The sequence below is a fragment of the Thalassospiraceae bacterium LMO-SO8 genome (assembly GCA_031655335.1).
Taxonomy (GTDB): Bacteria; Pseudomonadota; Alphaproteobacteria; order Rhodospirillales; family Casp-alpha2; genus UBA1479.
Genome location: CP134226.1, coordinates 2,449,277 through 2,471,434, shown reverse-complemented (window position 1 = coordinate 2,471,434; position 22,158 = coordinate 2,449,277). Strand labels below are relative to the sequence as shown.

Genomic DNA, 22,158 nt, shown 5'->3' with positions numbered 1-22,158 from the left:
ATTAAGATGGGGATTGCACGGCCGGATTTCAACCCGGACCAGGGCGCTGGCCCCGCGGCCCCTCAAGGAAAGGGTGGACCGGATGCGGCAAATCTGCGAACTGATCGCCCTGCCTTTCGGAACCACAAGGACGACGACATGACCCAGAACCTCATCATCGCGAAACAGGACGGCGCCACCGAAATCACCCTGAACCGGACCGACAAGGCGAACGCCCTGGGCCCCGATCTGGTCGAAGACCTGCTCGTCGCCGTCACGGCCGCCGCGACCGACGGCACCCGGCTGATCGTCCTGCGCGGCGAGGGCAAAAGCTTCTGTTCCGGGTTCGACCTGTCGGACCTGGACAGCGTCACGGACGGCGACCTGGTTCATCGCCTGATCCGCATCGAAACCCTGCTACAGGCCGTCTATCACGCGCCGTTCCCCACGCTGGCGCTCGCCCATGGCCGGGTGTTCGGCGCGGGCGCCGACCTGTTCTGCGCCTGTAGCCGGCGCATCGCGGCACCCGGCACGTCATTCCGCATGCCCGGGCTCGGCTTCGGCATCGTGCTCGGCACCCGGCGGCTCAAGGTCCGTGTCGGCGAGGACGCGGCCCGCCACATCCAGAATTCCGGCCTGACCTTCGATGCGGCCGAGGCGCTGCGGCTCGGCTTCGCCACGGATATGATCGACGCGGCGGACTGGCCCCAGGCTGCCGCCGATGCCGGCGCCGCGGCCCAGATTCTCAGCCCCCAGGCGACGGCCGATCTGTTCCGCGTGACGGCGACCGACACCCGCGACGGCGACATGGCCGACATCGCACGCACGGCCTCGGTCCCCGGGCTGAAAGCCCGCATCCAGGCCTACCGCGAACAGGCCCTGAAGGCGGCCGGGAAAAAATAAGCGTATCTGGAGGAATGGCGGGTTGCGTCGGATTCGAAGCGATAGCCCGCTGATCAGGAGGTTTCCCAGAACCGCGCCGCAGCAAAAATTCAAGGTGTTGTGAGCCTCGAACCGCGCGACACACGAGGGTCTGAACACTGTGAATCCCCTTCGTTTGTCGTATATGATGCGATGCTGATCCGGTCTTCCCGGCCACGAGGACCGGACAAGCAGGGGAATGGCCGCATCGCCGGCCCGGAGGGGAACCCATGGAGGCAGATTTCGACGCCTTGGACCCGCGTGAGGTCACGCGCCGGCTGCACGCGCTCCGCAATGCCTTTGACCGGGTGCTGCCCGCAGACAATGCCAAGGACTGCCGGGAAAAATACGACCCAAAGGCGTTCGAGGACCTGTACCGCCAGACCGAAGACTGCATCGCGATCCTCGTCAAGGCGGCCCCGTTTGGGCACAAAGACCGCACCTGGATCGATGCGCAGACTTGCGCCGACGGCCTGTTCAGCGCGTTCGGCGCCGATTTCATTCCGCGTCTTAACCGCGCGATCGAGGAAACCCTGCCGGTCCCCGAAGTCACCGCCGACCGGGCGATGGCCCTTGACCTGTCGATCCGCAGCCACTCCCCGGTCGCGGCCAAGCTGTTTCAACTTCTGGCCACGCGCTGCAAGGACCTGACCGGCCACGGCGCGCCGCTGAAATGGCGGGCAGATCTGGAACGTCGCCTAAGCAACCTGGTTCGTCTTTATCAGGGGCAGATCAACGATATCCTGACCTCGCCCGATCCGCCCGACCTGCGCGGCCTGTCGGCCGATCTCCTGCGCATGGACGTGCTGTACTGGGCCTTGCAGGACCTCGGCATTCATACGGTCGCCGACGTCCTTGAGAAGAACGAGAAGGTGACCGCCCGCCTGATCATGGACAGCGCCTCCGATGCCGTCGACCGCTTTTTACAGCGGCCCGACAATCTGAACCGCTTTGACCTAGGCATCGTGTTGACCGCGATCGACGACCTGATCGCCGTGATGGCCCGCGTGCTGGAACATCACGAGCGCGACATGGAAGGGCCGCACGACGGATTCCTGGAAAGTCGGGGACGTGAATCCATCACCCGCTTCGTGGTCGCCATGGGAAAGCTGATGGTGATGATGTTCCGCGACCTGTCGGATCAGGCGGCTTCGGGTGAACTGGTCTATGAAACGGCCGAGATCAATCTGACCAAGATCGAGCGCATCCACGAGTTTTGCCAACTTGCCGATCCCATGACCAACGGCCGTGTGCACGCCGCCGCGGACAGGACGATCCGCGAGCGTTCCAAGATTTTGTTCAAGGACCTACAGCAGGCCGCGCAGGGCCGGTCTGCCGGCGATGTCGTCAAGGTGCTCAAGCGCCTGGAACAGACGTTGACCCGACTGGCCCTCGCGCCGCCGGCGAACACGGTAGACAAACACGCATGATCGTTTTCACCAGCACGCCGGAACGGGGTCTCATTGTCCTGGAACCGAAGGGCCGGCTCGACACGGCCGCCGCGCCGAAGTTGGAGGCCGCCGTGAACGACGCCCTGGCGTCGGGAAATTCGATGATCATCGACCTGGGCGAGACGACCTACATTTCGTCCATGGCGCTACGCGCCCTGCTGTTCGCGGCCAAGAACGCCGCCGCCAAGGGAAACGCGTTCGCCGTCTCGGCGCCCACGGCAAATATCGCCAACGTCCTGCGCATGGCCGGGTTCACCGCGATCCTGCATGTCCACGACAACCTGCCGGCGGCCTTCGCCGCGGTGCGCCAAGAGGCACGAAGCCATCCCCCGGATTAGACGCCCAGTTCCTTCTTCATGACCAATCGGTTGCGGCCGTTGCGCCAACTGTAGATTACGTCGCTCATCACCGTTTTCACCAGATGGATGCCCAGACCGCCGATCTGGCGATCCTCAAGACTGGATTCCGTATCGGCTTCGGGCGCATCGGCCAACGGGTTGAACGCCTTGCCATCGTCCTCGATCAGGATCGACAGCGTCTTCCGGTCGCGCGTGATCTCGACCAGGATCTGATGTTCGCCGCCGTCGTCATACCCGTAGGAGATGATGTTGGTGATGATCTCGTCCATCGACATGTTGACCTCGAAAACCTCCTTGGCCGTCATACCGATCAGCTCCCCGAATGCTTCGACCTGTTCGGCAAGACGGCCGATTTCGTCCAGATCGTTCTTCACCAGCACCACGAGGTTTTGATCGTTCATCTGTTCGCTGGCATCCGAGAACCCGACAAAATGAAGGGTCAGGCAAGTGAGGTCGTCGGATTGCTCCGCGTCGCCCGTGAAATTCTTGACCGCGCTGGTCGCCCGTTCCGTGACGTGGCGCGCCGATGGCCGGACATCCGGCCCTTCCGGCGTCAGCGACTGAACCAGGCGGTCCTCGCCGTATTCCTCGCCGTTCGGATCGAACGCTTCCGTGAACCCGTCCGTGAACGCAAACAGAGAGTCCCCGGGCCCCAGGGTCAGGCTTGCCTCGGCATAGTCCAGGCCCTCCATGACGCCCAGCGCAACCCCGTTGGTCGTCGGCAGCGGCGAGACCTCACCGCCGCGCCGCAGCATGTAGGGCGGATTATGCCCGGCATTGGCATAGGTGCATTCCCCGGTCCGCCGGTTAAGCATCGCGTAGAACACGGTGACGAACAGGCTCAGCGGATTGACCCCGCACAACACCTCGTTGGCGTCACGCATGACGCGCCCCGGACTGTTGCCGGTGGCGGCCAGGCCTTGGATGGTGGTCCGCGCGATGGCCATGAAGATCGCCGCCGGAACTCCCTTGCCCGACACGTCGGCGATAACGATGCCGATGCGTTCGTGATCGATGGTGAAATAGTCGTAGAAATCGCCGCCGACCTCGCGCGCCGGTTCCATCATTGCCTGAATTTCGAAGTCAGGCTGCTGCGACCACTCCTCGGGCAGCATGGAAGCCTGCAGGTACTGGGCGACCCTCAGTTCCTCGGCGATGCGCTCGTGCATCTGCTGCAAGGCTTCGTTCTTGGCCGCCAGATCGCTGGTCCGGGCCATCACCAGCGCCTCCATCTCGTCCTCGCGCTGGAACACCTGGTTGGCCATAGCGGTGATCGAGCGCGCCAGGGTGCCGATCTCGTCCGTCCGCCCCATGACGACGCTGAGATCGACCGCCCCGGCGTGGGCGCGTTCGACCTCGTGCACCGCGCGGCTGACGGCCTCGATCGGGCGCGACATCTGGCGCCCGGCGAAAGATGCCAGAAGCACGCCGATCAGGGCGATCGCCACGGTCAGCTCGGCGGTGACGATCCAGCTCTGACGCACGGCGTCGTTGACCTGGGACAGGGAGAATTGAACCACGGCGCTGCCGGCCGGATCGCCGAGACGGCCGAGGATCGGCGCCGCGACGTTGACGACCTCACCCAGGGTTTCGGTGACCACGTCGCCTTTGGCGATGGAGGCCATGGCAAGCGCCCGTTCGCCCGCGTTCGGATCGCGGAACGCCCGCTTGCCGTCCTCGTCGGATGCCCCTTGCTCGGCGCCGGTGATGACCTCGCCCTGTAGGTCGAACGCCCAGACGGCGGTGAACCGATTGGACCCGATCAGCGCATCCAGGGTGCTTTTCAGGCCGACGGCCTGGGCAATCTCGTCGAAATAGAGGGCGCTCAGCCCGACCTGCACGATGCGCGGCTTGTCGATGCCGGCCGCCGCCGCGTACTTGTAGCGCCCATCGCCGACGTCGCGCTCGCCCAGTTTACCGACGACCAGGGTGCGGTCACCCGTGATCAGCGGCCAGAACATGTAGGAATTGGGATTGCGGTCCGGATCGCCGGAGAAACGGAACTCTTCTTCTTCCGTGTTGATGTAGGCATTGCCTTCCGGGTCGGTGATCCAGAATTCGCTGACCGGGGACGACGTGGTCACGTCGTAGAGCTCGGAAATCATGCGGTCGATGGTGAACCCCGCCTTTTCCGCCGCCGCCACGTAACGCGCCGTCAGCTTGGCATGGCCGATCATGAGGTCGCCGATCGTATCCTCGAGATCTTCCGGCAAGGCGATCGCCTTGCGCGCCGCCTGGGACAGCAGTTGGGCGACGACCCGGGCCTCATTAAGGGCCTGGGCGCGTACCCGCTCGCGCATGACGTAGCCGCTGATCAAGCCCGTCGACAATGTCGCCCCGATCAACAGCACAATGGTGAAGAGCGTAAATCTGGTGCGAATACGCATTTATCCCCCTCCGACACGAAACGCTCCGAATTCCCTTATACCCGGACAGAACGGGACGCGCGACCTCGGCGCGGCGCGGCGCCATGGACTTTGCCCGGACCCTTTGCCATAAATACCGCGAAGGGGCGGACGCCCCCGGGCGGAGCGAGGAGGAAACCTGGATGTTGGACACCACGTCGGAAACCGTATCAGGGGTGTTGATCGTGCGCCCCAAAGGCCGCATCGACAGCAAAACCGCCCGTGATTTCGAAGAGATTCTGATTGGCAAGCTGAATACCGCGCCCAGCCCCGCCCTGGTCGACTTCACAGGCGTCGACTACATCTCCAGCGCCGGACTTCGCGTCCTCTTGATGGCCGGCAAGTTCTGCTCCAAGGGCGGGGTCGGCTTCGCCATGTTCGGCATGAACCCGCATATCCGCGAAGTGATCGCCATTTCCGGATTTCTGCAAATTCTGACCCTCAAGGACACCGAACAAGAAGCCCTTGCCGCCGTCCAAGGCTGAACCCGCCGGGCGCCGTCACCGGCGCGGCATCAATCTGGAATTTCGGGGAAGGGAAGAATGGTGGGCTGTGTAGGATTCGAACCTACGACCCGCTGATTAAGAGATACCCGAAAAACGTCGGAATTCCGCCACCCTTCCAACTACCTGCTTTCAACTTGCGTTTCATCCCGCGCCGCCCGGACGGCGGTTTTCGATGCGCTTTGCGCAAAGGAGAGCACGATGACAGGCAAGTCGAACATAAAAGACCATATCTTATCGATCCGCGTTTCTTCCGATCAGAACGACGCCATCCGCGCGGCGATGCGGCAAATGAACATTATGTTCCTAAGTCGCTTCGCCCGAATTGCCATGGTTGAATCGGCAGAGCGAGTTTTAGCACCCGTTGATCTATCTGAAGCCCGTCTACGAAAAGAACTGAGAGAGAAAACGACCAACCTTCGTAAGGCGCTTCAGCAGGCAGAGTTAAACATTGCCGGAGCACCTGATCGTATTGACCGAAGCCACATTAACCAAGTCATCAAACTCACAAGAATCCTGCTCTCTGATGTGGACAAACTCGACAGGTCACGAATGAATTTTTGAACTGGCAACAGAAACAAACAGGGCGGCCATTGGCCACCTGTGCTGGTGGAGCGTCAAGTTCCGAACGACCCCCGATCTTTCAAGAATTTGTCGGACGTGGATTTGAATTTCTTTCCATGGGTTCGCATTGAGCGCTACGGCTTTGAGATTTTGCTAAACAAAAATGACCAACGCATATTGAAATATGGAGATTTTTTTAATTTCAGTAGCAAGATTCAATCGGCACAATTTGCTGCCTGATTGCTTTCATTTTCGGAGAGTCAAAAATCATCACTTCTTTTCTGCTTAACAATTCAAAGCACAGGAAGCTCCGGGTTTTGACAGTGATTCGTTGGTTCGTAGCCCGCTTATCATTCACCCACCAACCAGCCCGACGAACAAGAGCCCGTTCGTCGGAGGGCCACGCTTAACCATGGTTAATGCCGACGATGGGTGGTGACGTATTGTTATAAGGCCGTCAGGTTCCGGCAGGGGGAAGACTTTGTCTTTTCGCGTCTTCGAACGACCAGGAGCGGCAGCACGGTTGAAAAAACAGGAAGGAATAGTTTCATGAAAAGCACTCTCTGTGGAGTTTTTGCGGGCCTTTTGGCGGCAGTCGTTGTCGTGAACGTCGCCCATGCCGACGATGGCGCCAAGGGAGAAAAGGTTTTCCGAAAGTGCAAGACCTGCCACACCGTCGAAAAAGACGGCAAAAACAAGGTTGGCCCCAACCTTTTCGGCGTTGTCGGTCGCAAGGCGGGCGCCGTCGAGGGTTTCAAGTATTCCAGCGCAATGGCGGAGTCCGGGCTAATCTGGGACGAATCCACCTTGGACAAATTCCTGGAGAAACCCAAAGACGTGGTGAATAAAACCAAGATGGTCTTTCCGGGCCTGCGTAAGGAAGATGAGCGCGCCGACGTCATTGCATATTTGAAGCAACACGGAAGCTGACGACAGGCTTCGCGGGTTTTAAAGCCCAGAGTTCGGTGCGGGCGCCGCGTTCAGGAGAAACAAGTAACAGCCATGGCGACGGCATTTTCCGAGTTCACCAAGATTGTCGGTCGTGGGCCGTCATTGTCCCGTGCACTCACCCGTTCGGAAGCGGCCGAGGCGATGACCCTCATTCTGGATGGCCAGGCAGACCCTTTGGCTTTGGGCGGGTTTCTTCTGGTCCTGCGCCAACGTGGTGAAGCCGCCGAGGAACTTGCCGGATTCGTTGATGCCGTTCGGGCCCGGATCCAGGTTTCCAGTGACACGATCGCGCCGGACATTGATTGGCCCAGTTACGCAGATAAACATCGCCAGCAGCCCTGGTTCGTCCTGGCGGCGTTATTGCTGGCAAAATTCGGAATCCGCGTTTTCATGCACGGAATCGCCGGTGAATCCCAGGACTGCGCGCCGATCCGGCCGGTCCTAGATGCCTTGGGTATCGTCGCCGCCGGCTCCCTGTCCGAGGCGCAAGCCCATCTGCAAACTAGCGGGTTCGCCTATATGGGCTTGGAGGACCTATCTCCCGAAACCGAGGCCCTGTTCCATCTCAAACCGATCTTGGGCGTGCGCTCCGTCGCCAACACCTTCGCCCGCGATCTGAACCCATTGGATGCCACCCTATCCATGGTCGGAGTTGTCCACACGCCCTACCGGCCGTTGCATATTGAAGCTTTGCGCGTCTTGGGGCAGACGAAAGCCGCCGTGTTCAAAGGTATCGGTGGCGAAGCGCAACGCAACCCATACAAAGCCAGCACCGTGGCGATCCTTTCTGGCAGCACGCCGGACGAAGAAGAGTGGCCCGCACTTATTGACGGCGCCGCTTTCCTGTGGCGCGAAGAAGACCTGACCCCGGAATTGGTCGCCAAACTGTGGCGGGGGGAAATCGACCACCCCGCCGCCGAGGCGTCAATTATCGCCACCGCGGCGATCGCCCTTAAGGGCCTGGATGGCGCATGCACTCAGGAAGAAGCGATGGTCTCCGCCCGCGCCCTTTGGCGGCGCCATTGCGATCGCCCCATGCAGGAACGGGCTCTCGCCTAGGCCGCCGCGACGGACTTTCTCAACTCCCGCTCCAATGCCGCCCCGATCAAATTCGGGATTCTGCGGTCACAGCCGATCGCCCCGGCATAGGCGACCGGCTGGCGGGCCGATTTGAGGGCCTGCGGAACGTCCTCCCTCGCATGCCCCCCACCGGCGGCAAACAGGCCCACCACCACGGTCGGACGGATCAGGTGATCAGACACGTTCGCAAGGAAGGGAGCTTCTTCCAAAAACGCGGTCCGCACACGATTGACCGTCAACACCCGTGCCATGCTCCGGGCCAGGGTGTCCGCGGAATGCCGTGACGCCGGATCCTTGGTCGATCCATGGGCGGCCAGCATGAGGTCCCAGGCGTTCGGCAACCACCCTCGGACAGACCGTATCTCCTCCGCCACCTCGACGATCAAGTTTACGAGTTCCGGGGCAAGCCCGATCGGCGGACAGACATGAACACCAGGCCTATCACCACCAGACCCCAGGCGCTCACGCAGAACATGGCGGACAAGATAGCCATCACTCATGAACATCGGCAGAACCAGAACACGGCCCTGGTCGACCATGGCCGCCAACTCACGGGCGGGGTCCGGGCCGCCGGAAAGCACCGCATGGCGAACGGTGGAAAATCGCCCCATGCGTTTAAGCACGCGAGCATGGCCGGCCAGCGTTCGCGCCGGCCCGGTTCGGGACGGCGAGCCGTGCCCGACCAGCAGAACCCCAACGGCCGAAACCGCGTCGGGTTTAGTGACTGGTGCCGCTGGAGAGCGTGATCTTGTTATAGACATTATATTTCCCGGACGGTTTGACCATGGGGATGCGTTTGACTTCCTCCAGGGTCGCCGCGTCGTAAACCACGAGCGCCCCTTCCATGTCCCAAATGCTGAGCAGCGCGAACCGACCATCCTTCGTGAACTCCACGTGAGCCGCCGTCTTGCCCGGTGCCGGACGGAGGGTCTTCACGATCTCTAGTGTTCGCTTGTCAATCACATGAACGGCGTCACGGTCCTTACCGAAGAACACATCGACCCAGGCATAGGGCGTGTTCTCATGGCTGCGCATGAAAAACCCGGGACCCAGCGTCTCTATCCGCTTGACCCTCTGCCAGGTTTCCAGGTTGAACACACTGACCGCGCCATCCTTCAGATGCGGCGTGGCGAAGACCTTGTCTCCCTGGTAGTCGAACACGATCCCCGACCCCAGGTGCGGCAGACCGGTCAATGCCAAGTCGGCGACCTTACGGCCGACATTCAGGTTCACGACCTGGCCGTTCTTGCTGTTGCGGGCAGCACCGATCAAGTTTCGGTATTCGGGATCGAACAGGAAGTCGTCCAGATAATCATCGAGCACGATGCGGCGGACGGGAAAAGGCCCTCGGTCGAAAGCCCCCTCCTCCATTCCCGGCTGATAGTTGTGGACCAATCCCATGGGCACGGGGCGTGGACTGTCCGCGTAAGAAATTTCCCAGACCTCGGGAATATCCTTCAACGCCACGACAAAGCTTTCCCTGGGCCGCGCCGTGTAGACAGCACTGACACGGGAAGAGTCGCCCTTTTTGCCAATGACCGGGATCACCTTAAGCGGCGACAGGTCGGTGGCCCGCAGAACCACCAGCGAATGTGGCAGGAAGTTGCCGACCATCACGAAGCGCCCGTCCCCCGACACGGCAATGTTGCGGGTATTGATGCCGGCGCGTATTTCGGCGACGGGCTTCAGGCTCCACAAATCGTATTTGGAAACCCAACCATCCCGCGAAGCGAGATAGACGAACCGTCCGTCAGGTGAATATTTGGCACCGCCATGCAAGGCGAACCGGGACTTGAAGCGCCAGATCGGAGAAAACCGGTCTCCGTCGAGAATGGTCACGTGGTGATCGCCCGTCTCGACCACCGTAAAAAGGTTCATCAGGTCCGCCGTGTGTACGGGTTCCGCCGGAAGGGTTTCGACCGGATTGTGGATGACCTGCGACGCCGCCATCCGCGCCATGTCCCAGGTCGGCACCTCGGGCAGCGGGCGATAAATGAAATCGGCGAGCAACGATATCTGATCGTCATTCAACTGGTTGTCGAAGGCTGGCATCTGGGATGCCGGCCGGCCCTTCGAAATCGTCGCCACAGCGGCGTTCTTGCGTAGGCGCTTCAAATTCTCGGGTAACAATGCCGGGCCGATGCCCCCCAACCGGTCGTCGCCATGACACGCGGCGCAATGCTGCTGATACAGAATCAGGGCCGGGTCAGCCGATGCCGATACCGAAAGCGCCGCCACCGACAGCGCCATGGTCGCCGATAAGACGATCACTCTAGAGAACCGCATTGGCATGGTCCCCCTTTCGATACGGCCGGTTGATGACCCGGGCGCCCGTGGCCTCGACACCGATTTCCGCGTCCGACAAATAACAGCCCGGATCCTCGGCCCAGGGGTCGCCGGTCAGCTGCATCGCCCGCACGCGCGTGTTTCCGCCGCAGATGGCAAAGAAGCCGCACGCGCCGCACCGCCCCCCGACCTGCCGGGGTTGGCGTTTGAGGCCCGCCAGTATCGGATCCGACGTGTCACGCCAGATTTCGGAAAAGGGCCGGTCCTTCACATTGCCCAGTTTGTAGTTCCACCAAAACGTATCGGGATGGACGTCACCCAGGTTGTCGATATTGGCGATATTGACGCCCGACGAATTCCCGCCCCATTGCTCCAGCTTGGCGCGGATGTGATCTGCCTGATCGGGGAAATGCCGGCGAACCCAAAGCAGGAGATAGGCGCCATCGGCATCGTTGTTTCCGGTCACGAATTCGCGGTCGCGCCCCGATCTCAGCCCCTTCAGACAGGTCTCGAACATCAGGTCCATGGCGTCCCGGGTGATTGCCCAATGGGCGTCATCCCCGCGATTCTTGTTGCCGCGCCCGGCGTAGTTCAAATGCGACAGGTAGAACTTGTCGATGTCCTCGTCCTCGATCAGCGCCAACAGATCGGGAAGCTGATGGGCGTTATCCATCGTCATGGTGAACCGGAGCCCGACCTTCAGCCCCTCGGCACGGCACAGGCGCGCGGCCTTGAGCGATGCGTCGAACGCCCCGGCCTTGCCGCGAAAGGCATCGTGTGTCGCTCCGATCCCGTCAAGGGAGATGCCGACGTAATCGTAGTCGATGTCGGCAATGGGGCCGATCAGGCCGTCATCGATGAGCGTGCCGTTGGTCGACAGCCCGACATAGAATCCCTTGTCTTTTGCCCGGCGCGAAATCTCAAAGATGTCGGGACGCAGCAGCGGCTCGCCGCCCGATAGGATCAGCACACGGACGCCGAAATCCCAAAGATCATCCATCGTGCGATAGACCTGCTCGGTCGTAAGCTCACCGGGGAAATCGTGGTCGGACGAGATCGAGTAGCAATGCTTGCATGTCAAATTACAGCGCCGGATCAGGTTCCAGATCACAACCGGGCCCGGCGGGTTGCGCTTGGGGCCAAGCGGCGTGGGGTTAAGAACCTCCCTCATGTACTGGGTAATGCGGAACATCTTTGAGCCTTCCCTATCCGATCAGGCGCAGACCGGTCTTTTTAAGAATCCGAGTGCTGTATAGAATTTCATGGGCTCGCACCTGCGTGCCCAGGGTCCGGGCGATCTCTGCTGCATGGGCCTCGGTTTCGGCACGGCTGCGTCCATGCACCATGGCGAAAAGGTTGTACGGCCAGTTCGGCAGATGGCGCGGACGGTGATAGCAATGAGATACGAACGGCAGGGCGCCGACCGTCCGCCCGACCTCGTCAATGACCGCATCGTCGATGTCCCAGACCGTCATGCCGTTGGAACGCACGCCCAGCTTGTAATGGTTGGGCACGGCGCCCAGACGGCGGATGACCCCCGCCGCTTGCATCCGCTTAAGCCGGGCCATGACCTCGGCCGAGTCCAGGTTCAATTGCTCGGCTGCCGCATGATAGGGTTTGGCCACGAGGGCAAGCCCCTCTTGCAGGGCTTTCAGGATCGCCCTGTCGGTGCCGTCCAGTTTGGATCGAAACTGGTTCATGGCGGTCAAACGCTCACCTTGAATTCAACGAAATATTCTTCCAACTTGGGCATGGGATAGACATGCAGGCCGGTCTCGGCCTCGATATCGGCGATCACTTCGGCGATACGTTCCGGTCGTTCGACGGACAACACGAACCACATGTTCAGGCGATGGTCGCGGGCATAATTATGGGCGACCTCATGATGGGCATTGACCAGATCAGCGACCCGGTCGAAATCGTCCTCAGGAACGGCCAGAGCGGCCAAGATCACGCCGCCACCCAAACGTTCGGCATTGATCATGGGACCGAAGCGCGACAGCACACCGCGCTGGCACAGGCTCTGAACCCGGGTGATCAGGTCGACCTCGGTCAAGCCCAAACGCCCAGCCGCCTCCGCGAACGGATGGTCGGAAATCGGGAACCCGCCTTGCAGTCCATTGACGATCTGACGGTCGACGGGATCAAGGGGAATGACATCCGCGTCGGCGGCATCGGCGCCATACCGCGCGCCGCATTGTTTGAACCGGCGGCGGCTGAACAGAACCGTGTTGGGAAAAGCCCCCAGTTCGGTCTCGTGATTCAGGCGGGCGATCTGGCCCCGGACCTCGGCCCGGTTTTTGCCGTGAATCATGCAAAACAGGTTGAACGGCCATTCCGGCAACCGCCGGGGACGCCGGTAACACAAGGTGACAAAATCCCTGGTCGCGGCCCGCCGCCCCAATTCGGCGACCCTGTGATCAGGGACATCCCAGACAACCATGGCATTGGCTGTGTAACCAAGCTCGTGGTGACGGACGACCAAACCCAGCCGCTTGACGACGCCGGTATCAATCAAGCCCGCGAAACGGTCGATGACTTCCTGTTCACTCAATCCTATGCGCTGCCCGACCTCCGCATAGGGCGCCGCAACCAAGGGCAGGCCACCCTCGATCGCCGACAATAATTCTCTGTCCTTGGCGTCAATCGCGGTCATACAGGGAATCCCAGATCAATGTGATAGGCCTCGACCAGCGGCAGATCGATGACCTTCAGGCCCGTCTCGGCCGCGACGTCGGACAGTAGGTCCGCCAGCTTCCTGGCATCCGGCGCGGTTGCCACGAACCACAGGTTCAGGCGGTGTTCGCGTTCGTAATTGTGGTTCACCTCTTTGTGGGCGCTGACGAGGGCACTGACGTCACCAAGACGCTCGGCCGGCACTTCCATAGCGGCCAGAGTGCTAACCCCGGCGCGGTTGGGGGCGACGACGGCGCCGACGCGCGACAGTGCACCGCTCTCCATCAATCCGGAGATCACCTCCAGCACCTTTTCCTCGGACATTCCCACATCCTTTCCCATGCGGGCAAAGGGCCTTGCCTCCAACGGAAAGCCGCGCTGATAGGCGTTGATCAAGGCACGTTCCTGGGAGGTCAGGTCCATGGCCTATAACCCCGTCCGCCCGGCGCGCGCCGTCAGAAAAATTCCGCTGGGTTTGTCGGCGGCGATCTCGCCGACGCGCGTCAAACTGCCCGTGTCGTAAACATCGACGCGATCTTCATCGCGGACGGAGATCCAGACCTGCTCGCCGCGCGGCGTGAATTCCATATGCAGGACCGCCTTTCCCGGCGTGAAGGTCTTGACGATCTTCAAATCCGGCACGTCGATGACCTGCACCGTATCGTTCAGGGGGTGTGCGAAATTGACCCAGATCTGGCGCCCATCCGGACGTGCGACGGCAAACACGGGTTGGCCGTGAACCGGAATACGGCCCACTTCCCGCCAGGTTGCGGCGTCGACGACCAAAATCTCATGGCGCCCGACAGCGGGCAGGAACAATCGTCCGCCGGCTTGGGCCCAGCCTTCCAGATGCGGCATTTTGTAGACCGGCAGTTTCTCCTCGCCACGGCCATAACCGCCGAGGATACGAGTAACCCCGGCACCCATGTTCCACAGGTCGAGCTTGGCCAAGCCATCCTCACCGAACAGACCGGCGACGTAATAGCGGCCATCCGGTGTGATCAGGCCGTCATAGGGATTGCGTCCAATGTCGGAAAATTTCGTGATTTCCGGGGCCGTCGGCCGTGACATGTCGACGGCCCAGATTTCGCCGGCGTCCCACAGGCTGAACACGAATTTCTGCCCGGGGGCATCGACCAACCCGACGACCTTGGATTGCGCGCCGCCGGATACCGCCGGAATGACGGCGACCAAGTCCAAGGTCCGGCTGTCGAAGACCTTGACCCCGCCGGGTTTATAGTTGGACACGGCGACCAGAGTCCCGTCCTGCGAGATCGCCCCGCCGATGCTATTGCCGGCTTGGACGACGCGCTTGACGATATGCCGGGTCAGCAGGTCGACCTTGGTCAGACCACCGTCCCGACCGAAGACAAAAGCAAAGCGGCCGTCTCGCGAAAACACGGCCGAGGCATGGCTGAGATCACCCAGACCCTTGACCCTACCGAGGGCCGTGCGTCCCGTGGTCTCGATCACTTGTAGGCTGCCGGCCGCGCGTTCGATGACGATGCCCAAGTCGCCGGTACCGCGCAACGCCATGTCGGCGCGCGGCGCGACTACGAACGCCGTCATGGCGATGGCCGCCAGAAGAACAATCCGCAGGGCCGTCGACAGTCGTGGGCTCATGGTTTGGGCTCCCCTTCGTCCAATCCGTGTTTCAGGCGCCTGACGATCCAGCGGGCCTCTGCCTCGTCGAGCATGCCTCCCCAGGGCGGCATCGCGCGGGCCGGGTTGCCGAACAGGATCATCTGCACCAGGCCGTCCTCGTCCCGGTCCTGCAACGTCACAGGCAGAAGCGCCGGGCCAAGGCCGCCTTTCATGGTCATGCCGTGACAAGAGCCGCAGTCATGACGCAGCAGGTGATCAAGGCGGGCACCCTGCTCTGCCGTCAGAGAGCCCGCCGAAACCGGACCGGCTGCGACAAGCAGCGCCAAGCCGGCCCAGGCCACACAGCGATTAAGCCTGGCGGGCCGACGCGCGGTCGAAATTGACGACTTCATTGATGGTTTCCCTTGCCAGATCGTCGGCCAAGGTCACCACCCGGCCGACAATGAACATGATCGGTGACGGTAGATCGGCATCGGCAACAGCGTCCGCCACCTCGCCCAGGGTCGAGGCGACTTGGCGCTGATGCCGGGTCGTGCCTTGGCTGACAGCCATGGCCGGCGTCGACGAAGGCAGTCCATAGCGGATCAGGCGGACGGCGATATGCGCCATGCTCGCCGCCCCCATGTAAACGACCAACGTGGTGTCCTCGTCGGCCAACCCGCGCCAGTCCAAGTCGAGTTCATGATCGTCGCGGCAATGCCCGGTGATGTAACGCACGCTTGTCGCCAGCCCGCGGTGAGTCAACGGCACGCCGACGTAGGCCGAACACCCCGTGGCGGCGGTGACGCCGGGAATGATCTCAAAGTCGATGCCGTGATGTTTGAGGTGAAGGGCCTCTTCACTGCCGCGCCCGAACATGAATGGATCCCCGCCCTTAAGGCGGACGACACAGCGCCCGTCGTGGGCGAGCGATACCAGAAGGTTATTGATTTCGTCCTGCGGCACCGGATGGCAGTGGGGCTGCTTGCCGACATTGATCCGGGCCGCACCGGCGGGAACCAGATCGAGAATTTCCTTAGAAACCAGGCGGTCATAGACGACCACATCGGCTTGTTCCAGAAGGTCACGGGCCTTCACCGTCAACAGTCCCGGATCACCCGGCCCCGCGCCGACGAGGTAGACCTTCAACGACGAGATTCGCACCATTTTGGAGTCTCCCGTGTTTACCCATGAGAATGCGAAGGGGGATGGAATCCGGCGGACATTTGGTCTCCGCCGGATTCCAATCTGTCAGCTTGGTCAGTAGACGTCGTTCCGGGTGTTGTAGACGTTGAACTTTCCGGTCGGCGTCACCAGACGCTTGTCGCGGATGACCGCCTTCTTCTCCAAGGTCTTGTCGTCAACCACAACGATTGCCGATTCCTGGTTCCGTGCATTCCATACGGAGAACCAGATTTCGTCGCCGGCCTTGTTGTATTCGCCCTGGACGACGCGGCGCACACCTTCGGTGATTCCAGACCATTCGCCGATGGGCAGGACCTTGAACGCGGGCTTGTCCTTGGCCAGGTCGGCGATTTTGAACACGGCGACCGAGGACGCAATTTCAGCTTCCGGGTTCAACGGGGTGTCCACGTAAAGGTACTTGGATTTGGGATGCGTCTTGATGAACAGCGCCCCGCCGCCTTGACCTTCGATCGTCTGGACGACCTTCCACGCATGCTCGGGATGGCCCTTGGGGTCGGTGCCGATCAAAGCAATCGTTTCGTCACCCAGATGGCTGGTGGCCCAGACCGGGCCGTATTTGGGATGCATGAGGTTGGCGCCCCGGCCCGGGTGCGGCTTGATGCCGGTCTCGATCAGGGCGACCAGCTTGTTTTCCTTGGTGTCGATCACCGCGACCTTGTCGCGGGCGTTGGCGGCGACCAGGAAATAGCGGCCCGTGGAGTCGAACCCGCCGTCATGCAGGAACCGTTCCGCCTCGATGTCCGTGACCTTCAGGTTTTTCAAGTCGGAATAGTTGACCATCAGGACATGGCCGGTTTCCTTTACCGTGACCACGAATTCCGGATGGTAGTGGGAGGCCACAATCGATGCGACACGGGGTTCCGGGTGAAACTCTTGAGTGTCATAGGTCATGCTGCGGGTCGACACGATCTTGTGCGGCTCCAGCGTGGCCCCATCCATGATCACGTACTGAGGCGGCCAATAGGCGCCGGCGACCGCGTACTTGTCTTCCCAGCCCTTCATCTTGGACGTTTCGACCGAACGGGCTTCGGCGCCGATCTTGATCTCGGCCACCGTTGACGGCTCTTTCATCCACAGATCGATCAGGTTGATCTTGGCGTCACGACCGATGACGAACAGGTAACGACCCGAGGCGGACATGCGGGAAATATGCACGGCATATCCGGTGTCGATGACCTGGACGATCTTCTTCGATGCACCGTCGATCAACGCGACCTGTCCGGTGTCACGCAAGGTGACGGAGAACAGATTGTCGATGTCCAGATTGTTTTCCTTTTTGGTCGGGCGTTTGTCCAAAGGAACACGGACCTTCCAGGTCGCCCGCATTTCCTTCATGCCGAACTCAGGCGGCTGCGGCGGTTCTAGCAGCAAATAGCGCGCCATCAGATCGATGTCGTCCTTGCTCAGATCGCCCGAAGTTCCCCAATTGGGCATGCCGCCAGGTGAACCGTACGTAATGAAGTCGCGCAAGGTTTCAAACCCGCGTTCCTTCGTCACCTTGGTCGTCAAATTGGGGCCAGTCGCCCCGTTGCGCAGAACGCCGTGACAACCGGCGCAACGTTCGAAGTATATCTGCTTGGCTTTTTGGAATTGAGCGCCTGATAGCGGCACCTCGCCGGGCTTGGAGCCCGGTTGCTCCATCGGTTGGTCGCGCAATACGTCCAGGCTCGGCTCGTACCGGTCTCCCGGCGTGGTTCCATGTTTCTTCGGTTCCGCAGCCATCGTCGCGGCAGTCCCTACCATCAGTGCCGCCACAACAGCCGCAGATAAAATTGATCGTTTCATAATCCCTGCTCCCGCCGGTTCTCATGAGTGATGTGAGATGCAAAGGATAGGGCTGGGAGAAATGATCGGCCTTAACCCTGGTTAAGGAGGGGATATTCAATGAGCCGTCGCGGGGACCGCCGACCGGAGGCTTAACCCCGGTCAAGGTGAGACGCCGGCCTGCGTCCATAATCTTTGGATGATTATCTGGATACGAACGCTGGTGGCCGTCGGTGCCCTGGTCTTTACCTTGGCCGGTCTCCCCGCCGTGGCCGGCGGCTTGACCCCGGAGATGCACGACATTCTGTTCCCCGGGGCGGAACGGCTGGAAGACTTTGCCGGCCCACCCCCCGCCGCGAGAGCGTTCAAAGACGGCAAAATGGCGGGCTTTGTCTTGTCGACCAATGAAGTGGTTGGATCGACCGGTTATGGTGGTGGCCCCATCGATGTTCTGGTCGGTGTCACCTTGGACGGGACGATCACCGGCGCTCACCTGCTGAGTCATAACGAACCGATCCTGGTCATCGGTATATCCGACTCGGATCTGCAAAAGTTCGTTCAGGGGTTTTCAGGAATCAACGTTCTGGCGCCGGCGGTTCGCCGCAAGGGCCGAAGCCGGTCCGCCACCGACGCCATCGCCGGGGCCAGCGTTTCCAGCGCCGTGATCGAGGATGCCATTATCCGAGCGGCGCGGACCGTTCTGCGGGCCCATGGAACCCCAGCCCGGGACGCCGCTCTGAAGCGGCGCGACTATGCCCCGGCGACCTGGGGGGACCTGCTTGCCGAAGCGGCCATCCAGCACCGGCGGCTGACGTTCGGGGACGTTTCACAGCGGATCGCGCTTGACGGCAAGCCGGACGATCTATTCATCGATCTTTACACCGCATTACTGACGCCCGCGCGGATCGGCGGAAACCTGATCGGGGAACGTGACCACCAGCAGCTTTTCTCGACTCTTGGCGCCCAAGACAACGTTGTGCTTATCGCCGCCAACGGGTCGTACTCGTTCAAGGGCCGTTCTTATCTCAAGACAGGCATTTTCGACCGTATTCAGATCGTTCAAGGCGACCGAACGATTCGTCTGTTTCGGGATGCCTATGAGAACGTGGAACGCCTGAAGGCCAGCGGCGCGCCGGAATTTCGAGAAATCGCGCGGTTCATCATTCCCGCCACGACCGGATTTGACCCCGCGGCTCCCTGGCGGGTCGAACTATTCGCCGCAGCCAAGGGCGAAAGCACCCAAGTCCGGAACGGTGTATTCAGCTTCGATTACCGACTGCCCGACACATTTATCGAAAAGGTGTCCGTTGTCGCGGCGGCCGCCCCGGCGAATGATCCGGTACCGCTTTGGCAGGAGATCTGGATCAAACGGCAGGGCACGGTCATCGGCGTTCTCGTGTTGCTCGGTCTATTGACCACGGTATTGGTGTTTCAAGATCAGTTGGTTCGCCATCGCCGATTCCGGGATGTCGGACGATTGATTTTCCTGGCCGTCGTTCTTGTCTGGCTTGGCTGGTATGCCGGCGGGCAACTCTCGGTACTTCAGGTTTTTACCTTCGCACATGCCTTTCTAACTGGTTTTAAGTGGGAACATTTCCTGGTCGACCCGGTGGTCTTTATTCTATGGGGATTCGTCGCCGTGACCTTGTTGCTATGGGGCCGCGGGGTCTATTGCGGTTGGCTTTGTCCGTTCGGCGCCTTACAGGAACTGATCAATGCCGGCGCCCGTCATTTGGCAGTTCCTCAGATTCAGATTCCCTTTGCCGTTCACGAGCGTCTTTGGGCGATCAAATACATCATCTTCATCGGCCTGTTCGCGGTGTCGCTGCATTCCATCCACGAGGCGATCGTGATCGCCGAGGTCGAACCCTTCAAAACGGCGATCTCTCTGAAATTCATCCGCGCTTGGCCCTTCGTCGCCTATGTCGCCGGATTACTGGCCATCGGCCTGTTCATCGAACGGTTTTTCTGCCGCTACCTTTGCCCGCTAGGCGCGGCGCTCGCCATACCGGCGCGCCTGCGGACCTTTAACTGGCTGAAACGGCGTCATCAGTGCGGCCGCGAATGTCAGATCTGCAGTGAACGCTGCACTGTCCAGGCAATCCACCCAAGCGGTGAGATCAATCCCAACGAATGTATTCATTGCCTGGAATGCCAAACCTATTTCTTCGATGACCACATCTGCCCGCCCTTGGTCGCCGACCGCAAACGCCGCGAGCGGCGACAGGCGCTGGCAAACGGCGTTGATGTCAGAAAGGAAATGCACGGTGATGACTGACGCGTTGAGATCACCCGACCGGCGGCGCTGCATAACGGTTCTGGCCGGCGCGTTCGCCGGTGCCGTCATCGGCGGACGAAAGGCCTCGGCGGAATCTTTCGAATGGCGTGGCACGGCGCTGGGCGCGGACGCCCGGATCATTCTCAGCCACCCGTCTCGGGCGGCGGCAAAGGCAGCAGTCCTGATGGCGAAGGATGAAATCGACCGACTGGAAAACATTCTCAGTCTGTACCGCCCGGGCTCCGCCTTATCCCAACTCAACAAAAAGGCCGGGATCGACCCCGCCCCTTTGGAACTGATGGACGTTCTGCGCCGAAGCCTGTGGTACACGGAAATAACCAACGGCGCATTTGACATCTCGATTCAGCCGATTTGGGATCTTTATGCACGGCATTTCAGGACCCACGGCAGCGCTGGCAGCGGACCCGCGCCAAAGGATATCCAGGACGCCCTATCCAAGGTCGGTGCGCATCGTATCCATCTGACGTCTGCGGGCGTTAGCATGGCGCCCGGCACAGGCCTGACGCTCAACGGCATCGCCCAGGGCTATATCACCGACCGGGTGGCCGATCTCCTGCGCGAACAGGGATGGCGGAACGTGCTTGTCGATCTTGGAGAATTTCATGCCGTCGGCGGACGGGCGGATGGCCATCCGTGGAAAATTAAACTACCCGGCGGCGGCCTCCTGGACATGGCCGACGGCGCCCTGGCGACGTCGAGCGCAGACGGAATGAGATTTTCTCCCGAGGTGCACCATATTTTCGATCCCGGGACGGGAGTCAGTGCTAAGGAGCCGATGCCCGTGACTGTCCGTGCCCGCCGCGCTGTCGATGCAGACGCTCTGTCAACGTCCTTGTCGGTTTGTGATCGCTCCGATTGGGCACGAATTCTCGCGCGGGTTCCTGGTTCAAAGGTGGTGTGACATGACGCAAAAACAAGAAACCGGTGCCTTCTCCATCTTCTTCTCCTATGGCTTCCGGCCGTTCTTCTTGCTGGCGGCGATCCATGCCGTTGCGGTCATGGGGCTGTTTCTAAGCTGGATTGGCATTCATTTCGCCGGCGGTCTCGTCGTCGAACTCTCCATCGGGATGGCGCCTCATATCTGGCATGCGCATGAAATGCTGTTCGGCTTCACCATGGCCGTAATCGCCGGGTTCTTCCTGACGGCCGTGCCTAATTGGACAGGCGCCCATGCTGTACAGGGGCCGATGTTGGCGTTGTTGACGGCGGCGTGGCTGGCCGGGCGTCTGGCCATGGGTGGATCGGCATATCTGCCGCCCTTGACGGTAGCCGTGGTGGACTTGGCGTTGATCCCCTTGCTTTTGCCTCTGGTCGTCGCCGCGATGGCGCGCAACTGGTCGAAGAGAAACTTCGTCTTCCTACCTATCCTGGGCCTGTTGTTCACCGCCAATCTGTTGACGCATCTTGAGTTTCTCGGCCTTTTGGATGGTGGCGTCGCCATCGGCCTGCGCCTGGGTCTTGATACCGTCGTCCTGTTGATCGCGATCATCGGCGGCCGAGTCGTGCCGGCCTTCACCACCAACGCGCTGCGCAATCAGAATATTGATGACCTTCCGATCAACCGGGCCTTTTTAAACGCCGCCGGGATCGTTCTGGTGGCGGGCTTGGTGGTTGCCGATCTGGCGGCCCCCGACCATCCGGTCACCGGCTGGCTGGCCCTGTCGGCAGCGATGGCGAACGGTCTTCGCCTGCTGCAATGGAAGGGTTATCGGACCCTCGGTCAGCCCATCCTTTGGGTGCTCCACCTGGGGTTTGCCTGGTTGGTCGCCGGATTGGCGCTGAAGGGACTTGCGGTCCTGGATTCAGGTGTCAGCCCATCCGCGGCGCTTCATGCGCTGTCCGCCGGCGCCATCGGGACCATGACCCTGGCCATCATGAGCCGCGCCGCCCTGGGTCATACGGGTCGGCCCCTTGTCATCGGCAAAGCCACCGTTCTGGCCTATGCCCTGGTTACGGCCGGTGCCTTGGGCCGCTTCATCGTGCCGACCTTTTTCATGGATTTTTACAACACCGGGATTTTGCTGTCCGGCCTTGCCTGGATGGGGGCCTTCGCAATCTTTGTCGTCGTTTACTGGGCCGTACTGACCGGCCCGCGCGTTCGTCACCAGGGATAGGCGGGTTGCGATCCCG

Annotated in this window: 21 protein-coding genes; 10 read left to right on the top strand and 11 right to left on the bottom strand. The window is 61.1% G+C overall.

What is annotated here, in order from left to right:
* Positions 1-138: 138 nt before the first annotated feature.
* The 3 genes from RJ527_11830 to RJ527_11820 all read left to right on the top strand — a co-directional run bounded on the left by RJ527_11830 (position 139) and on the right by RJ527_11820 (position 2,689).
* The gene (locus RJ527_11830; protein ID WND74730.1) at positions 139-882 is read left to right on the top strand and encodes an enoyl-CoA hydratase/isomerase family protein; all 744 of its coding nucleotides are present in this window, start codon (positions 139-141) and stop codon (positions 880-882) included.
* Positions 883-1,130: 248 nt separating this feature from the next.
* Complete coding sequence (locus tag RJ527_11825) at positions 1,131-2,330, top strand: hypothetical protein (GenBank protein ID WND74729.1); 1,200 nt, start codon at positions 1,131-1,133, stop codon at positions 2,328-2,330.
* Positions 2,327-2,689, top strand: coding sequence for an STAS domain-containing protein (locus RJ527_11820; GenBank protein ID WND74728.1), 363 nt, complete (start codon positions 2,327-2,329; stop codon positions 2,687-2,689). Before RJ527_11825 ends, RJ527_11820 begins: the two co-directional genes overlap by 4 nt.
* Here RJ527_11820 and RJ527_11815 read toward each other — a convergent pair.
* Positions 2,686-5,097 (bottom strand): SpoIIE family protein phosphatase, encoded by a 2,412-nt coding sequence (locus RJ527_11815; GenBank protein WND74727.1) that lies wholly within the window; start codon positions 5,095-5,097, stop codon positions 2,686-2,688. The two genes, RJ527_11820 and RJ527_11815, sit on opposite strands and share 4 nt — an antisense overlap.
* A 161-nt stretch (positions 5,098-5,258) precedes the next feature.
* Here RJ527_11815 and RJ527_11810 point away from each other — a divergent pair, with 161 nt between their 5' ends.
* The 4 genes from RJ527_11810 (at position 5,259) to RJ527_11795 (ending at position 8,192) form a co-directional block, all read left to right on the top strand.
* Complete coding sequence (locus tag RJ527_11810; protein ID WND74726.1) at positions 5,259-5,600, top strand: STAS domain-containing protein; 342 nt, start codon at positions 5,259-5,261, stop codon at positions 5,598-5,600.
* A gap of 219 nt (positions 5,601-5,819) precedes the next feature.
* Positions 5,820-6,182 carry a hypothetical protein gene (locus RJ527_11805; GenBank protein ID WND74725.1) on the top strand — a complete coding sequence of 121 codons (363 nt, stop codon included), beginning with the start codon at positions 5,820-5,822 and terminating at the stop codon, positions 6,180-6,182.
* Between the two features lie 549 nt (positions 6,183-6,731).
* Positions 6,732-7,112 (top strand): cytochrome c family protein, encoded by a 381-nt coding sequence (locus RJ527_11800; protein ID WND74724.1) that lies wholly within the window; start codon positions 6,732-6,734, stop codon positions 7,110-7,112.
* 72 nt (positions 7,113-7,184) lie between these two features.
* On the top strand, positions 7,185-8,192 hold the full coding sequence (locus RJ527_11795; GenBank protein ID WND74723.1) for a glycosyl transferase family protein: 1,008 nt from the start codon (positions 7,185-7,187) through the stop codon (positions 8,190-8,192).
* Here RJ527_11795 and RJ527_11790 read toward each other — a convergent pair.
* The 10 genes from RJ527_11790 to RJ527_11745 all read right to left on the bottom strand — a co-directional run bounded on the left by RJ527_11790 (position 8,189) and on the right by RJ527_11745 (position 17,687).
* Positions 8,189-8,836, bottom strand: coding sequence for a CbiX/SirB N-terminal domain-containing protein (locus RJ527_11790; GenBank protein ID WND74722.1), 648 nt, complete (start codon positions 8,834-8,836; stop codon positions 8,189-8,191). The genes RJ527_11795 and RJ527_11790 overlap by 4 nt on opposite strands.
* A gap of 94 nt (positions 8,837-8,930) precedes the next feature.
* Positions 8,931-10,463 (bottom strand): cytochrome D1 domain-containing protein, encoded by a 1,533-nt coding sequence (locus RJ527_11785; GenBank protein ID WND74721.1) that lies wholly within the window; start codon positions 10,461-10,463, stop codon positions 8,931-8,933.
* Between the two features lie 22 nt (positions 10,464-10,485).
* On the bottom strand, positions 10,486-11,691 hold the full coding sequence (nirJ, locus tag RJ527_11780) for a heme d1 biosynthesis radical SAM protein NirJ (GenBank protein WND74720.1): 1,206 nt from the start codon (positions 11,689-11,691) through the stop codon (positions 10,486-10,488).
* 13 nt (positions 11,692-11,704) lie between these two features.
* The gene (locus RJ527_11775) at positions 11,705-12,199 is read right to left on the bottom strand and encodes an AsnC family transcriptional regulator (protein ID WND74719.1); all 495 of its coding nucleotides are present in this window, start codon (positions 12,197-12,199) and stop codon (positions 11,705-11,707) included.
* A 5-nt stretch (positions 12,200-12,204) separates the two neighbouring features.
* Positions 12,205-13,155 (bottom strand): hypothetical protein, encoded by a 951-nt coding sequence (locus RJ527_11770; GenBank protein WND74718.1) that lies wholly within the window; start codon positions 13,153-13,155, stop codon positions 12,205-12,207.
* Positions 13,152-13,598, bottom strand: coding sequence for an Lrp/AsnC family transcriptional regulator (locus RJ527_11765; protein WND74717.1), 447 nt, complete (start codon positions 13,596-13,598; stop codon positions 13,152-13,154). The genes RJ527_11770 and RJ527_11765 overlap by 4 nt, the downstream gene beginning before the upstream one ends.
* A gap of 3 nt (positions 13,599-13,601) precedes the next feature.
* Complete coding sequence (locus RJ527_11760) at positions 13,602-14,798, bottom strand: cytochrome D1 domain-containing protein (protein ID WND74716.1); 1,197 nt, start codon at positions 14,796-14,798, stop codon at positions 13,602-13,604.
* Entirely contained in the window at positions 14,795-14,998 is a 204-nt protein-coding gene (locus tag RJ527_11755) for a cytochrome c (GenBank protein WND74715.1), read from the bottom strand. The genes RJ527_11760 and RJ527_11755 overlap by 4 nt, the downstream gene beginning before the upstream one ends.
* A gap of 130 nt (positions 14,999-15,128) precedes the next feature.
* A complete protein-coding gene (gene cobA / locus RJ527_11750) occupies positions 15,129-15,926 on the bottom strand; it encodes a uroporphyrinogen-III C-methyltransferase (GenBank protein WND74714.1) in 798 nt (265 codons plus the stop codon).
* A 93-nt stretch (positions 15,927-16,019) separates the two neighbouring features.
* On the bottom strand, positions 16,020-17,687 hold the full coding sequence (locus RJ527_11745) for a cytochrome D1 domain-containing protein (GenBank protein WND74713.1): 1,668 nt from the start codon (positions 17,685-17,687) through the stop codon (positions 16,020-16,022).
* A 265-nt stretch (positions 17,688-17,952) separates the two neighbouring features.
* Between RJ527_11745 and RJ527_11740 the strand changes: the two genes are divergently transcribed.
* The 3 genes from RJ527_11740 to RJ527_11730 are packed head-to-tail and all read left to right on the top strand — an operon-like array spanning position 17,953 to position 22,142.
* Positions 17,953-20,007, top strand: coding sequence for a 4Fe-4S binding protein (locus RJ527_11740; protein ID WND74712.1), 2,055 nt, complete (start codon positions 17,953-17,955; stop codon positions 20,005-20,007).
* On the top strand, positions 20,000-20,929 hold the full coding sequence (locus RJ527_11735; protein WND74711.1) for an FAD:protein FMN transferase: 930 nt from the start codon (positions 20,000-20,002) through the stop codon (positions 20,927-20,929). The genes RJ527_11740 and RJ527_11735 overlap by 8 nt, the downstream gene beginning before the upstream one ends.
* On the top strand, positions 20,820-22,142 hold the full coding sequence (locus tag RJ527_11730) for an NnrS family protein (protein WND74710.1): 1,323 nt from the start codon (positions 20,820-20,822) through the stop codon (positions 22,140-22,142). The genes RJ527_11735 and RJ527_11730 overlap by 110 nt, the downstream gene beginning before the upstream one ends.
* The last annotated feature ends 16 nt before the right edge of the window (positions 22,143-22,158 follow it).